The organism is Stappia indica (assembly GCF_009789575.1).
In the GTDB taxonomy this organism is placed as follows: domain Bacteria; phylum Pseudomonadota; class Alphaproteobacteria; order Rhizobiales; family Stappiaceae; genus Stappia; species Stappia indica_A.
This window is the reverse complement of record NZ_CP046908.1, coordinates 4,643,920-4,658,631: the sequence shown is the minus strand read 5'-3', so window position 1 is coordinate 4,658,631 and position 14,712 is coordinate 4,643,920. Positions and strand designations below refer to the sequence as shown.

The 14,712-nt window shown below is 70.7% G+C and carries 14 protein-coding genes; all 14 read right to left on the bottom strand.

Translation table 11 applies throughout. From position 1 onward, the window contains the following. Positions 1–12: 12 nt before the first annotated feature. The 14 genes from GH266_RS21420 to GH266_RS21355 all read right to left on the bottom strand — a co-directional run bounded on the left by GH266_RS21420 (position 13) and on the right by GH266_RS21355 (position 14,710). Positions 13–507, bottom strand: coding sequence for a cytochrome c-type biogenesis protein (locus GH266_RS21420; protein WP_158195642.1), 495 nt, complete (start codon positions 505–507; stop codon positions 13–15). Then, the gene (locus GH266_RS21415; RefSeq protein WP_158195641.1) at positions 507–2,495 is read right to left on the bottom strand and encodes a heme lyase CcmF/NrfE family subunit; all 1,989 of its coding nucleotides are present in this window, start codon (positions 2,493–2,495) and stop codon (positions 507–509) included. Before GH266_RS21415 ends, GH266_RS21420 begins: the two co-directional genes overlap by 1 nt. 62 nt (positions 2,496–2,557) lie before the next feature. Beyond that, positions 2,558–2,995: a cytochrome c maturation protein CcmE gene (gene ccmE / locus GH266_RS21410; protein WP_158195640.1), complete on the bottom strand. Its 438-nt coding sequence runs from the start codon at positions 2,993–2,995 to the stop codon at positions 2,558–2,560. Between the two features lie 43 nt (positions 2,996–3,038). Continuing rightward, entirely contained in the window at positions 3,039–4,202 is a 1,164-nt protein-coding gene (gene ccmI, locus GH266_RS21405) for a c-type cytochrome biogenesis protein CcmI (RefSeq protein ID WP_158195639.1), read from the bottom strand. Between the two features lie 122 nt (positions 4,203–4,324). Further along, positions 4,325–5,740 (bottom strand): hypothetical protein, encoded by a 1,416-nt coding sequence (locus GH266_RS21400; RefSeq protein WP_158195638.1) that lies wholly within the window; start codon positions 5,738–5,740, stop codon positions 4,325–4,327. A 153-nt stretch (positions 5,741–5,893) separates the two neighbouring features. Beyond that, on the bottom strand, positions 5,894–6,367 hold the full coding sequence (locus GH266_RS21395; protein ID WP_158195637.1) for an RT0821/Lpp0805 family surface protein: 474 nt from the start codon (positions 6,365–6,367) through the stop codon (positions 5,894–5,896). 196 nt (positions 6,368–6,563) lie between these two features. Continuing rightward, entirely contained in the window at positions 6,564–7,970 is a 1,407-nt protein-coding gene (locus tag GH266_RS21390) for an ATP-binding protein (protein WP_158195636.1), read from the bottom strand. Continuing rightward, a complete protein-coding gene (locus GH266_RS21385; RefSeq protein ID WP_158195635.1) occupies positions 7,963–8,628 on the bottom strand; it encodes a response regulator transcription factor in 666 nt (221 codons plus the stop codon). Before GH266_RS21385 ends, GH266_RS21390 begins: the two co-directional genes overlap by 8 nt. Positions 8,629–8,676: 48 nt before the next feature. Further along, positions 8,677–8,982 carry a PepSY domain-containing protein gene (locus GH266_RS21380; RefSeq protein ID WP_158195634.1) on the bottom strand — a complete coding sequence of 102 codons (306 nt, stop codon included), beginning with the start codon at positions 8,980–8,982 and terminating at the stop codon, positions 8,677–8,679. Positions 8,983–9,054: 72 nt separating this feature from the next. After that, positions 9,055–9,459 (bottom strand): hypothetical protein, encoded by a 405-nt coding sequence (locus GH266_RS21375; protein ID WP_158195633.1) that lies wholly within the window; start codon positions 9,457–9,459, stop codon positions 9,055–9,057. Further along, the gene (locus tag GH266_RS21370; protein ID WP_158195632.1) at positions 9,456–9,698 is read right to left on the bottom strand and encodes a hypothetical protein; all 243 of its coding nucleotides are present in this window, start codon (positions 9,696–9,698) and stop codon (positions 9,456–9,458) included. Before GH266_RS21370 ends, GH266_RS21375 begins: the two co-directional genes overlap by 4 nt. Before the next feature lie 37 nt (positions 9,699–9,735). Then, entirely contained in the window at positions 9,736–10,329 is a 594-nt protein-coding gene (locus GH266_RS21365; RefSeq protein WP_158195631.1) for a lysozyme, read from the bottom strand. Positions 10,330–10,355: 26 nt separating this feature from the next. Continuing rightward, the gene (locus GH266_RS21360; RefSeq protein ID WP_158195630.1) at positions 10,356–14,264 is read right to left on the bottom strand and encodes a baseplate multidomain protein megatron; all 3,909 of its coding nucleotides are present in this window, start codon (positions 14,262–14,264) and stop codon (positions 10,356–10,358) included. Next, the gene (locus GH266_RS21355) at positions 14,264–14,710 is read right to left on the bottom strand and encodes an NlpC/P60 family protein (RefSeq protein WP_158195629.1); all 447 of its coding nucleotides are present in this window, start codon (positions 14,708–14,710) and stop codon (positions 14,264–14,266) included. The genes GH266_RS21360 and GH266_RS21355 overlap by 1 nt, the downstream gene beginning before the upstream one ends. Positions 14,711–14,712: the final 2 nt, after the last annotated feature.

Below are 14,712 nucleotides of genomic sequence, written 5' to 3'. Positions count from 1 at the left end.
ACCGGGAGCGGATCACGCCTCCTTGTCGCGGGAGAGGATCCGGTCCAGTTCGGCCTGCTCCTCGCCGCTCAGCCGCGTCGCGCCGCTGGCGGCGACCGAAGCGGTCCCGCGGCGCCGCCTGGCGCCGAGAAACAGCACCACCAGCCCGATGGCGAGGGCGAGCGGGGCCAGCCCCCACAGCACCACCGTCTGCAGCGACAGGCGCGGCTTCAGCAGCACGAACTCGCCGTAGCGGGCGACCAGAAAGTCGACCACCTCCGCGTTGGTGTCGCCGGCGACGAGCCGTTCGCGCACCAGGATGCGCAGGTCCTTGGCCAGCGGCGCATCGCTGTCGTCGATCGACTGGTTCTGGCAGACCATGCAGCGCAGTTCGGCGGACAGTTCCCGGGCGCGGTGTTCCAGCGCCGGATCGTCGAGCACCTCGTCGGGCGCCACTGCATGGGCTGCCGGCAGGGCGGCGGCCAGCATGGCGAACGCGAGGATCAGCCGTCGCAGGAGCTGCATCATCAGTCGCCTCCCTGCCCGGCAGCCGCCATCTTGCGGCGCGCCGGCTTCGGTGCGCCGACCCGCAGCCTGCGGTCGAACAGCGACAGCACGCCACCGAAGCTCATCACCAGGCAGCCGATCCAGATCAAGGTCACCAGCGGCTTGTGATAGAGGCGGATGTCGGCGCCGCCGTCGGAATGCACCTCGCCGATGGAGACATAGACCTGCGACAGGCCGAAGGTGACGATGCCCGCCTCGGTCGTCGGCATCTGCCGCGCGGTGTAGAGGCGCTTGGCCGGATCGGCCACGGCCACCTGCCGGCCTCCGCGATAGATGTCGAAATGGCCGACATCGTCGACATAGTTCGGGCCGGTGCGCCGCGCCAGTCCGGAGAAATTCAGCGTGTAATCGGCGATCTCCACGCTTTCGCCCGGCCGGATGGTCAGCACCTTCTCTTCCTGGAAGGCGGAGACGGCGACGACGCCGAGCAGCGTCAGGCCGATGCCCGCGTGACCGAACGCCGTGCCCCACGCAGACTTCGGCAGGCCGCCGAGCCGGGCAAGACCCGTCGACAGGCCGACATCGCCGAAGCGGGCGCGCGACAGGATCTCGGCCACCGCACCGCAGATCACCCAGACGGCAAGGCCGACGCCGAGCGCGGCGAGGATCCGGTCCGTGCCCTGCCACCAGGCGCTGACCAGGATCGCGACAAGCGCAAGGCCGGCGACCGCGTAGAGCCGCTGGCCGACGGCGGCGAGATCGCCGCGCTTCCAGGCCAGGAACGGCCCGAACGGCATCGCCATCAGCAGCGGGATCATCAGCGGCCCGAAGGTCAGGTTGAAGAAGGGCGGCCCGACCGAGATCTTCTCGCCCGTCAGCACCTCCAGCACCAGGGGATAGAGCGTGCCGACCAGAACGGCGGCGGTCGCCACCGTCAGCAGCAGGTTGTTCAGCACCAGCGCGCCCTCGCGGCTGACCGGCGCGAACAGGCCGCCCTGCTTCAGCAGCGGCGCGCGCCAGGCATAGAGCGCCAGCGAGCCGCCGATAAACAGGACGAGAATGCCGAGGATGAAGGTGCCGCGTGCCGGATCGGTGGCGAAGGCATGCACGCTGGTCAGCACGCCGGAGCGCACCAGGAAGGTGCCCAGCAGCGACAGCGAGAAAGTGAGGATGGCAAGCAGCACCGTCCAGACCTTCAGCGCCCCGCGCTTTTCCATGACGATGGCGGAGTGCAGCAGCGCCGTACCGGCAAGCCAGGGCATGAAGGAGGCGTTCTCGACCGGATCCCAGAACCAGTAGCCGCCCCAGCCGAGCTCGTAATAGGCCCAGTAGGAGCCCATGGCGATGCCGAGCGTCAGGAACATCCAGGCCAGCAGCGTCCACGGCCGCACCCAGCGGGCCCAGGCGGCATCGACCCGGCCGAGGATCAGCGCGGCGATGGCAAAGGAGAAGACGATGGAGAAGCCGACATAGCCCACATAGAGCAACGGCGGATGGATCGCGAGGCCTACATCCTGGAGGATCGGGTTGAGGTCGTTGCCCTCCAACGGCGCCGGCGATGCGCGCACGAACGGGTTGGACGTCGACAGCATGAACAGCAGGAAGGCGGCCGTCACCCAGCCCTGCACGCCCAGCGTCGCGGCCTTGAGCTCCATCGGGATGTTGCGGCCGAAGGCGGCGACCAGTGCGCCGAACAGCACCAGGATCAGCACCCACAGGAGCAGCGAGCCCTCGTGATTGCCCCACACGCCGGTGATCTTGTAGAGGGTGGGCTTGGCCGAATGGGAGTTCTCGATCACGTTCACGACCGAGAAGTCGGAGACCATGTAGGCCTGCATCAGGGCCGCGAAGGCGATGCCGACGAGCAGGAACTGCATGCCTGCGACGGGCGGCGCCACCGCCATCAGCCGGCGGTCGCTCTTGACCGCGCCCCAGACCGGCACGACGCTCTGCAGCACGGACAGAACGAAGGCCAGAATCAGCGCGAAATGGCCGATCTCGATGATCATACCGGATCGTCTCCCTCAAATCGGCAGGCCGGAGGGCCCGCGCGCGGCCGGATCGCTGCCGGCTATTCCTTGCCCTGCCAGACGCCCTTGCCCTTGAGGGCTTCGGCGACTTCCTTGGGCATGTAGTTCTCGTCGTGCTTGGCCAGCACATTGTCGGCGTGGAACCAGCCGTCGCCCTTCATCACGCCTTCGGTGACGACGCCCTGCCCCTCGCGGAACAGGTCCGGCAGCAGGCCGACATAGACGACCTTGACGCTTTCCACCGTGTCGGTCACGGCAAAACGCACCTCGGCATTGGCGCCGCGCTCGACGCTGCCTTCCTCGACGAGACCGCCGAGGCGGATGCGCTGTCCGTCCGGCAGCTGCTTGCCGACGATGTCGCTGGGGCTCTGGAAGAAGACGATCTGATCGTTCAGCGCCACCAGGATCAGCCCGACCGCAACGGCGAGCACGCCGCCGGCGGCTGCGATCATCGTCATGCGTCTTTGCTTGCGGGTCATCTTGCTTCGTCCGTTCCCGTCGCTGCCCACCAGTTTGTGCCGCTTACGAGCCTTCGCCCAGTTCGCTCGCCAGCTGCCGAATGCCCGCGACCGCGGCCGGGTCATCCTTCAGCGCCTCGCCGGCGCGCGCAATGACCTGGCGCAAACGCTCGCGCTCGCCCAGCACGTCCAGGGCGCGCATCAACTGCATCCATTCCTGCGCGCTTCCGCCATCGGCGGCAAGGCGCGCGTCCAGCCCGTCGACCATCGAGCGGATCATCTGCTGGCGGTCGTCGGTGCTCAACTCTTGCGCGGCCTCGATCTCTTCGCGAGACGGTCCGGCCACATCGGCTGCGGCCGGTGCCGGCGCCTCGACGCCGAGCTTGGCCAATTCCATGCGCACGGCCTCGGCCCAGGCCTCGCCGCCCTGCGCATCGGCCAGCAGCGACTGCCAGGCGGCGATCGCCTCGTCCTTGCGGTTTTCCTGGGTCAGCGCCAGCGCCAGGAAGAAGCGCGGCTTCACCGCCTGCGCATCCATCGCCACCGCCCGTTCGAAGGCCGCATGCGCCTCGGCGCTGACGATGCCGTTGTTGGCGACGACCAGCGCCTCGCCCCGGTCGGTCTCGCGCCGCACGTCCGAGCCCAGCAGGCGGATGGCCCTGGCATAGGCGGCGGCAGCGTCCTGCGGCCGGCCCATGCGCATATAGACCGGCGCCACCACGTCCCAGCCGCGCCCGTCCTCGGGATTGTCGGCCAGATGCCGCTCGACGCGCGCCACCAGATCGGGCAGCGAGCGGCCCTGGGCAGGCGCCTCGAGCCGGGCCGACAGCGGCAGATCGGGAAGATCGGGGGAACCGTAGGCGATATAGGCCCCGACGGCGCCCAGCGGCACCATGACGAGCGCGGCCGCCTGAACCAGACGCAGCCGGGCGGCGCCGCCCTTGGCGGCATCCTCCGCGGCGGCAGGCGCCGTTCCGCTGCCGCGCTGCGCTTCGCGGTCGGCCGCGATCAGCCGGCGGGCGATCTCGGTGCGCGCAGCCTGCGCCGCTTCCTGCGAGATCAGGCCGCGGTCGAGATCGCGCTCGACCTCAGCGAGCTGCGACTTGTAGACCTCGGCGTCATGCAGGGCGGCAGCCATTGCGGCACCGCGTCCTGCACGGGCGAGCGGAACGAGCACGGCCAGCGCCGCCAGCACGGTGAGCAGGGAAAAGGCGATCCAGAGCGTCATGAAGGGGATATAGACCGTGCCTCGCGCATTTCCGCAAGTATTTGCGGCCTGTGACAGGCGGTCGCGGCGCCCGTTGCCGCTTCACGAAAGCGTCAGCCGCCGCCCCGTCCCCGGCAGCGTCCTCAGGAGGCCGCCTGCCGGATCTCCTGCTTGGGCTTGGGCGTCAGCGCGGCCTTGCGGCTGCGCCGCAGCTGGTCGGCATAATCCTTGCCGTAGAACGCCTCGCACAGGTCGATGGCGATATCGACGGTCAGCAGGTGTGCCTTGCGCTCGTCCTCGCGTGCGGCAGCCAGCGAGGCCAGCAACGAGCGGGTCTTGATGTCGAGCGACTGGTCCAGCGCGTGGCGGGTGCGGGCGGTGATCTCGTTGACGGCAAGGTTCTCCGCCGCATCGCGCATCTTGTTGACCAGCATGATGCCGCGATGCGCTTCCTCCAGCAGCACCACGTCCACCTCCGGCTCGGTGCCGGGCGCGACCTTCGGCACCACCAGCAGCCGGCGGATGCTGCCGGTCGCCGCTTCCAGCTCCCGCGCCACCAGCGCCGACAGTTGCCGCCGCGTCTCGGCGACCCGCTTGTGCCAGGCCGGCTTTTCCATCAGGTCGAACTGGCGGTCGAGCACCTTGACGATGCGGGTATAGGCGTCGATGGCGCCGGACAGCTTCAGGTTGGTGCAATCGCCGCAGGCGATGCCGGCATAGCGCTCGACTTCGGACAGGGCCATCTCGGCGAAGACGGAATAGCTGCTCTCGGCGATCTTGCGGATCGACATGGAGCCGGCGAGCGCCGCGGCGAGCGACAGCATCGATTCGGGCGCCTCCACCCGGTCCAGTACGATCGAGGCGATCAGCGCCCGCTCCTCGCCGTGCCGGTCGGTCACCGCCTTGATGCGGGTCAGCGACGGGCTGCCCGGCTTGAAGTCCCATTCCGTCAGCCGTTCCGGCAGGCTTTCGCGCAGGGCCTCCAGCCAGGCGCCCTCCCGGAAGGCGGCGACGAGGTCCTCCACGTCGCGCAGCGCCCGCTCGCCCCCCACCAGCATGCTCAACTTCTGGTGCGCACGGTCGTCCGCATGCGCCTCCGCCAGAGCCTTTTCCATCGGAGCAAGCACGTTGCGGCGGAGCGAGACGGCCTGCTCGATCACGTCGTCGGGCTCGGTCTCCAGGCGGCGGCTGATCTGCAGCGCCACGCTCACCCGGTCGGGCGCGATGTCGCGGGAGATCCAGGTCCAGATCTGCGGCAGGCTCGAGCGGGTGATCCGGCCGCGCTCCTTGCTGGGCAGCATCTCGGTCACCAGCATGTCCTCGACCGGCGCGAAGAACAGGCGCTGCAGCCAGTTCTCGCGCGGCTCGGCGTCGAGCACGATGCCGGTGTCGGGCCGCACCGCGCTGAGGCAGGCATCGAGAATCAGGTCGAGATGGGGATCGTCGGATCCGCGCGCACGCGCGCCCTCCAGGCCACGCAAAAGGGTCTGCACAGCACGGGGCGACAGGGCCTGCAGATAGGATCGGATCTTTTCCGTCAAAAGGCGCCGGTCAGGCATCAGTCCGCGCTCGAACGAGTTCTGGGATCGTTGGCGGATGGTTTCAGAAAATGATTAATTGAATCTTGGCGATGGTCCGTAACCGGCTTCGCAGGCCGTGTCGGAAAGGGCGCGGGACGCCGCGTCTGCACGCTTTTTCCCGGGCCCGCTCGATCAGGTGATCGGCAGCCAGCCGCCCTCGCCGCTGCGGCAGGCGGCGCCGCGCATGGAGCGCTCCACGCCCTCGACCGTCACAACATGGGTGTAGTCGCGGCACAGGATGTTGTTCACCTGGTAGCTGGGACCGGTCACGACCCGGCCGCTGGTGCCGGAGCTGCGGTTCTGCCACTGCACGGTCTCGCCGGTGCGGTTGGTGCCCAGCGCACCGCGCAGCGCCGTTGCCGCGGCCCTGCGGTCGGAAACTTCCAGCCCCTGCCCGGCTTCGGAGCGCAGCAGGTCGGCCAGGACGACATCGGCCTCCGATTGCTGGACGGTCGGCGCGCTGAAGGCGCTGCCGAACAGACTGCCGCCGACCACGACGGGCCCGGCACCGACGCTGCCGCCGGTGTTGCAGGCGCCAGCCACGGCAGCCATGGTCACAGCAATGGCGAGTTTCAAGGCGTTCATCCGCGCTTGCCCTCGTGTCATCCCTCTTGATCCGGCCCCCTTGCATGTCGCACGGGAGCCGAAGCGGCGGCGCGCAGGCGCCGCGATGAGCCTAAACGTCCGGGCTGAATTCGCCAACCGGGAGGAAGGGTCGGCCCGAAATCCAGCGTCAGACGTTACACGCATTTGTGGCCGAACTGCGTCGGCGCAAGGGGGCTTCCCCGCCTTCGCGCATGCCTCAGATCGCCGGCAGCACCAGCCGCGCGACGAGCCCGCCGCCGTCCTGCCCGCGGTCGCGCGCCAGCGCCAGGTCGCCGCCATACAGCCCCGCCAGATCGACGACGATGGACAGGCCAAGGCCGGTGCCCGGCACCGTCTCGTCGAGCCGGCGGCCGCGCATCAGCGCCTCCGCCGTTTCGCTCTCGCCAAGGCCCGGCCCGTCGTCCGCAATGGCGATCACGATCCGCTCGCCCGTCTCTGCGCCGCCAAGCGCGGCAACGCTGACCCGCACCCGGGACGTTGCCCACTTGCAGGCATTGTCGATGAGGTTGCCGGTCATCTCCTCCAGGTCCTGCTCCTCGCCGCGGAAGCGCAGGCGCGTCTTCATGTCGAGGGAGATGTCGATGTTCCGGTCGCGGTGGATGCGGGTCATCGCCCGGATCAGCCGCGCCAGCACCGGCTCCACGTCGCAGGAGACGCCGATCACCCGGCGCTGCGCCGCCATGCGGGCGCGCTCCAGATGGTGATGCACCTGCGAGCGCATCACCTCGGCCTGTTCCGCCACCTTCGGGGCGAAGGGCGCGTCCTGGCCGCGCACCTCGTTGAGAATGACGCTGAGCGGTGTCTTCAGCGCATGGGCGAGATTGCCGACATGGGTGCGCGCGCGCTCCACCACCTCGCGGTTGGAGCGCACCAGCGCGTTGAGCTCCACCGCCACCGGCTTCAGTTCCGGCGGCAGGTTCTCGTCGACGGTCTGGGCATCGCCCCGCCGCACCGCGGCCAGCGAGGCGCTAAGCGCCGCCAGCGGCCGCAGGCCGACGCGCACCTGCAGGAAGATCGCGCCGACGAGGCCGAGCCCCAGCACCAGCAGCGTCAACGCCACCTGCCCGGCGAAATCGTCCTCGCGTTCGCGCAGCTCCGCCGTCTCGCCGGCGACCGCGATCCGGTAGGCCGCCGCCTCGCCGAAGATGATGGTCTGCTGCAGCACGCGCAGCTCCGCATTGCGGGGGCCGGAAATCACCGAGCGCAGGATGACGCCCGGCTGCGGCTCGTCCAGCTGCAGCCGGTCGCCCAGCAGCGACATGGAGGAGAACAGCACCTCGCCGGTCTCCGCCTTCATCACCAGCCAGTACCAGCCGGAGGCCGGCAGGTCGAAGCGCGGGTCGCCGAGATTGCCGGGCTCGGCCGGATCGCTCGGCGTGCCGGCGGCCATCTCGCCGATGATCGCCTTGAGATAGACGTCGAGGCGGGCGTCGAACTCGCGCTCGCTCGCTTCCCGGTACATGGCGACGAGCACGAAGCCGGTCACCAGCAGCGCGACCAGCGACCAAAGGGCCGCCACCAGGATCAGCCGTGTCGCGATGGAGTGCTGGCGGCGGCGCCGTCCGGCGGCGGGTTGCTCCGCCTGCGGTTCGACGTCAGGCATCCGTCTCGCCGATCCGGTAGCCGAGGCCGCGCACCGTCTCGATCAGGTCGCTGTCGAGCTTCTTGCGCAGCCGCCCGACGAACACCTCGATCGTGTTGGAATCGCGGTCGAAATCCTGGTCGTAGAGATGCTCGATCAGCTCGGTGCGCGAGACCACCCGGCCCTTGTGATGCATCAGGTAGGAGATCAGGCGGAACTCGTGCGAGGTCAGCTTGATCGTCGACCCGTCCTTGGTCACCTTGCCGGCGCGGATATCGAGGCGGAAGGGACCGACGCTGATCTCGTTGCTGGCATGGCCGGCCGCCCGGCGCAGCAGGGCGCGCAGCCGCGCCACCACCTCCTCCATGTGGAAGGGCTTGGCGACATAGTCGTCGGCGCCCGCGTCGATGCCGGCGACCTTGTCCGACCAGCGGTCGCGGGCGGTCAGGATCAGCACCGGCATGGCGCGCCCGTCGCGGCGCCAGCGCTCCAGCACCGACAGCCCGTCGAGCACCGGGAGGCCGAGATCCAGCACCACCGCGTCATAGGGCTCCGTATCGCCGAGGAAATGGCCCTCCTCGCCGTCGAAGGCCGTGTCGACCACATAGCCCGCCTCGCCCAGCGCCTCGGCCAGCTGGCGGTTGAGGTCCTTGTCGTCTTCCACAACGAGCAGTCTCATGGTCGGCTCTGTCCCTAAAACCTTGTCGTTTCGGATTCGCGCTGCCGTTCAGCGCAGCACCTGTCCCGAGCGGGCGTCGATGACGCGTTCCTTCACCCGTCCGCCGTCGAGCACCGACAGCACATAGACGAGCCGGCCGCCCTGGCGGCACAGTTCGGCGCGTACGATCTCGCCGCCGGCACTGCCGGCAATGCTGCCGAGCGGGCGCGCTTCGCCCGTCTGCACCGCCTGACGGGCTTGCGACTGGCTCAGGCACTGGGCTTGCGCCGCCGCCGGAGCGAGGAGAGCAAGCACCGTCGCCAGCGCCAATGCGGCGCGTCGGGACGTCTTGCGAATGTGTAGCTGCCTGACCATGCGCGATCCATAGCGTGAACCGCCTGAATAGCACATGAACGCAAGATACAGGACCCGCACGGGAAACGCCGCTCAGCCCGCTTTTCCGCCGCGCAGATTGCGCGCGATGCCTTTCGCGCCATCGACGAGAAACAACGACAGCACGATGCCGCCCGCCCATTCGTCGAGCGGGGCCGGCAGCGCCGAAACGTTCCAGGCAAAGCCGAAAATCGAATCGGCGATCACCGCCGTCCACCACACGCCCAGCGGCAGCACGAAGACCAGCCGGCCGATCCGCCCGGCCGACAGCAGGGTGCCCTGTTCGGCGATCAGCACCTTGCGGGCCTCGGCCCGCGCCGCGATCTCGGCGCGGATCTCCTGCGCCGCCAGTTCCGCGGCAAGTTCCCCCTGCCGCTCCTTCGCCGACAGGCGCCGCTCCATCAGTCCGACCAAGGCGCTCAGCAGCGGCCCGGCGAGAAAGGCGAGCAGCGCGCTCATCGCCCGCCCTCCGCCTGCCGCTCGTCGCACTTGCCCTCCCGGCCGCACCAGCCGGCCGGCCCGCGCGTCACATGGCGCAGCGCGATATTGGCGAGGTTGACGGCCACCACCAGCCACAACGCCTCGCGCGGGCCGAGCGCGGCCGCCCAGTCGACGCCGGCGAGGAAGCCGGCCATCTCGGCGGCGATCACCGCCAGGCCGGTCGCAAGATTGAGGGCAAGGGTTCTCCATCCGCGCATCGCGGTCTCCTTCTCGCAAGGTATCGGGGAAAACAGGTCAGCGCCGGTCCAGCCGGTCCAGCAGCGCCCGCACCAGGTCTGCAAGGCGCGCCAGCAGGCCGCTGGGAGCCCCGGGCGTCTTGACGGGCGGCACCGGAGTCGCGGCGCCATCACCATAATCACCATGGAGCAGCAGCCGCGCTTCCTCCTGGCGCCGGCGCACCAGTCCGGCGAGCTTGCGCCCGCCGGCAGTGTTGTAGTTGGCGCCAAGGATATCGGCCGCGCCTTTGACATCGCCGGCCTTGAGCGCGGTCGCCCAGCGCCATTGCAGCGCACGCGGGCCGAGGTTGAAGGCAACCGAGCAGGCCGCGTCGTGCCGGTGCTGCGGCAGATCGCCCAGCGCCTTCGTCACCTCGCGCCCGTATTCCTCGTCGATCAGTCGGCGCAGCAACCGGTCCGCCTCGGCGCGCGAGATCCGGTCGCCGGGGGCGAGCGCGCGGCCATGCGCCTTGCGCCAGCTCTCCGCAAAGAGGCGGCTGCCCATAGTGAAGCCGTAGCCGATGGTCAGCACGCCGACCGGATCGCGGTACGCACTCGCGACGAAGCCCTCGTGCCTGGCGACGAACGCCAGGCCCCTTTCGCTTACCTTCATGGGTCTCTTCCTTGCGTCGATGATAATCAGGGATTGAGCTCGAAGAGGCCCGCGAGCCCCGGGCCAACGCTCGCCGAGACCTGCCGCACCCTTAAGCGGAACAGCGCCTGCGGCCCGCCGAAGGCGGCCGTCTCCTGCGCTGCCGTCAGCACCGCCTCAGGGCTCGCCACGCTCGCCGACCAGCGGGCGATACCTCCTTCGTCCAGCAGTTCGGCGAGATACTCCTCGCGCTCCTCGCTGAGCGGCACGTCGCCCTCGCGCCAGCCGTCGCCGCCGATGCGCGTGCGGCGGATCCAGTCGAACCGCACCTCGCCGCCCGCAAGCCGCCTTGCACGACCATGCACCGGCGCGAAAGGCATCAGCCCGCGCGCGGTGGCCGTATGGGCGAGATCGACGCGGGCGAGGCTGTCGAGCGCATGCCCCGCCGGCAGCGCCGCGTAGGAAAAGCCGATGCCGATCTCGTCGAGGGTCAGCGGCAGCGGCGGCAGCGCGTCGTCGATCAGCACCACCCGGCTGCCGGCCGGCGTCGGGGCGCGCGCCGCCTCTTCCGTTCCCTGCTGGCCGCGCAAGAGCATCGACAGGCGGTAGCGGCGCGGGCCGACCAGTTCGGCGCCGGCGAATTGCAGCACCTCCAGCCCGCCCGCCCCGCCCAGCACCGCCAGCGCATTGGCCCCCGACAGCACCGCCTCCTCGCTCGCCGAGGACAGCGTGCCGCCGGAAATCTCCACCACCGGCCGGCTGCCCCGGTCCCAGACCGCCACCGGCCCCGGCGGCAACTCGGTCACCAGCGTGCCGATCAGCGCCGGGCTTTCGGCCCGTGCATGGCGCATCGGCGACAGGCCGTCGCGCCAGCGATAGACGTCGACCGCCCCCGGCCAGGGCGCGCCGAACACGGCCAGGCGCGGGGCCTGCGGCGCGCTGTCGCCGGGCAGCGGCGGCAGGTCGAGGATCACCGCCTCCACCCCGCCGGCCGTTGCGGTGATGCTGCGCGGACGCGCCTCGCCGCCGATGGCGCGGGCAGCGCTCGGCGGCGGCCGGCGCACCACCCTGCCGGTCAGCCGCCGCCCCTCCGCCTCCTCCACGCCGTCGATGCGGATGTCGAGCGCCTCCTCGCGCCCCAGCAGCGGATCGGCCGCAAGGCGCACCACGTCGCCGGGCTCCGGCCCCAGCCGCCCCGGCGGCAGCGCCAGCTGCGCTTCCTCGCGCTCGTTCCAGCGCCGCATCAGCAGCCGGTCGGCAAGTCCCGCCGCCAGCGCAGGGTCGAGCGCCGCGCCGAGATCCAGTTCCTCCACCCGCGCGCCGTGCCCCTCGATCCGGCGCGAGGAGACGACGAAGCGCCGGTGCTCGCGCGTCGCATCGCGCGCGGCGATGCGCACCTCCGCCGGCAGGTCCGCCGTTTCGCTCCGCCGCAGCGACAGCGCCGGGCGGTCGGCATCGCCGGCAAGGATCCCGCCCGCATCCAGCTCCGCGACGGCCGGCGACCACGCCGGCAGGAGGGCCAATGCCTCGCCCCTGTCGACGGCGACCGCGCCATGCGCCTCGATCAAGGGCGCCAGCACGTCGCGCGGCGCCACCGGTCCGGCCAGCGCGATCCCGTCCAGCGTGCCGGAAAGGCCGCCGAGCCGGATCAGATCGTCCGGCAGGCCGAAATCTGCAGCGATCGCCCGCACCAGTCCGGCCAGCGACAGCCCGCCCAGCCGGCCGTTCAGCCAGTGGCCGGCGCGCCAGTTGCTGCCGTCGGCCCACAGGTCCGTTGCCGTCGGAAAGGCCGGAAAGGGCCGCGCGTCCCAGGCCCACAGGTGGATGCGCGCCGGATCGACCATCGGCCCGCCATAGACCGGCGAGACCGGGTTGTCGCCGCCGGCAAGGCCCGGATGCCAGCCCGACCAGCGGCCGATCACCGCCTCCAGCGCCCGGCGCTGGATCAGGTCGTCGCGCCCGCCGTCGGAAAAGCGGGGCCAGGCGGATTCGGAGGATTTCGCATCGAAGAAGACATTGGGCTGGTTGGCGCCGCGGCTGATCGCCGGCACGCCCAGTTCCGTCAGCCAGATCGGCTTGGACTGCGGCACCCAGGGCGTCGGCGCCCCGGTCTCCGCACCGGCGACCCGCTCCACATGCGGGTTCGACCACCAGCCCTTCAGGTCCTTGGCGCGGTACACCCACGGCTTGCCGTGCGCCCCGTCGCTGATAGGTGAGCGCAAGCCGGCGCGCCGGTCCGCCTCGCTCGCATAGTACCAGTCGTAGTCCTCGCCGCCCTCGACCGCGCCGGCCAGCGCCGCGATGTCATAAGGGTCGACAGTGCCGTCCGGGTCGCCATCCTCGCGCTGGTCGGCCAGCGGAAAATACGCATCGATGCCCACCGCATCGATCTGCGGATCGGCCCACAGCGGATCGAGCGGAAAGCGCAGCTCGCCGCCTTCGCGCTGGTAGCCGCCATATTCGCTCCAGTCCGCCGCATAGGTGATCGCAGCAAGGGGGAGCAGCGCGCGCACCTCCCCGGCCAGCTGGCGCAGCACCTCGACGAAGGGGAAGCTTCCGGGCGCATCGCAAAGCCGCGTCAGGCCGCGCATTTCCGAGCCGATCAGGAAGGCATCGACCCCGCCGGCCGCCTTGGCGAGCGCGGCGTGATGCAGCACGAAGCGGCGATAGCTCCACTCGTTGGGGCCGAGATAGCTCACCCCGTCGCCGGAGGGCGAAAACTGCCCCGCATGGGCGCTGCCGGCAAAGGCGGCGATCTCGCCTCCCGCCGCCGCCGTGCCGTCCGGCGAGCCGTCGAGGCCGGGGGCAAGCGCGCCGGTGATGCGCCCGCGCCAGGGATGCGGCACCTGTTCGCCCCCGCCATACGGGTCCGGCAGGCCGTTGCCGGGCGGCACGTCCATCAGCAGGAAGGGATAGAGCGCCACCTTCAGCCCGCGCGCCTTCAGGTCGCGGATCGCCCGCACGACGCTCGCATCCGACGGCGTGCCGCCATAGGCGGGCAGGCCCTCGTGCCGGCTCACCTCCTCGGCCACCGCGCCGGAGAGGCCGGCGACCCGCCATGTGGCGCCGCGCGTCTGGCGGCCGCGCGTTTCCACCTTCGGGCGGATCGTGCAGTGGCCGGCGCGCAGGTCGTCGCCGAACCATGCCGTCACCAGCGCCACCTGTTCCAGGTTCGGGCACAGCGCCTGCAATTCGTCGAGCGAGGCGGACCAGTTGCTCGGCGCGTGGGAGACGTGCCGGTTGGCGCGTTCGGAAACGCCCGGCCGCACCGTCCAGGTCACTTCCGCCGGCTCGTAGACGAATTCGCCCGCGCCGGGGATGATGGTCACCGCCCGCACCATCTCCTCCAGCGGCTCGACAGCGCGCACCACCTCGAAGGTCAGTTGCGGCAGACGGTCGCCGAATTCCTCCAGCGGCAGCCGCTCGAACACCGCATAGGCGGTGCCGCGATAGGCGGGCGTCGCCTCCTGCAGCGCCGCGATCAGCGGGTCGGGCGGCTGGTCCGCCTCGCCCTTGTAGAGCCGCCAGGTGACGCCGGTCAGCTCCATCGGCTTGCCGTCCGCCCAGATCGCCCCGACATGGGAGATCGGCCCCTGGCACAGCGCCACGGCAAAGCTTGCGTGATAGCGGTAGCTGCGCACCCGCGTGCTGCCGCCGCCGCCCTTGCCGCCGGTGGTTTCCTCGCGCACCTCCTCCTCGAAGCGGGTCGCCCAGATCACCTGCCCGGCCAGCCGCACCCGGCCATAGACCAGCGGCAGCGGCGCCCCTTCCGCCGAGGACTGCACGGAAAGATCCGACAGCCTCCGCCCCTCGATGGTTCGGGTCTGGCCGAACAGCCGCTGGTCGAGCGCATGGCCCGCCAGCGCGCCGGCCGCCTGGCCGAGGATCGCGCCGGTGCTGCCGAGAAAGGCCGCGCCCAGCGCCTGGCCGGCGGCCGCCAGAACGAGCGTTGCCATCAGCGCGCCTCCGGAAAGGCGAAGACGGCGGCGATCCGCCGCCGCCAGGCCGGCACCAGGGGGCTTTCGGAGACCGACAGGCCCTCATAGGCGTGAATCATCGCAGGCGACGTGCCGGTGAGGTCCGTCGAGAGAAAGCCCGCATGCTTCACCGGCGCCCCGTCGCGCCAGCGGAACAGCAGCACGTCGCCCGGCCGCGCCTCGGCGAGGCTGAGCTCATCCATGTGGCGGCGCGCGGCGGCGAGCAGCGTCTCGCGCGCATCCGCCTCGGCCCAGTCGCGGTTATAGGGGGGCGGTGCCTCCGGCTCGGTGCCGTGGATCGCCCGCCACACCCCGCGCACCAGGCCCAGGCAATCGCAGCCCGCGCCCCGGCAGCTGCCCTGATGGCGATAGGGCGTGCCGATCCAGCGCCGCGCCTCGCAAAGGATGTCGCTTCGCAGCACCATGA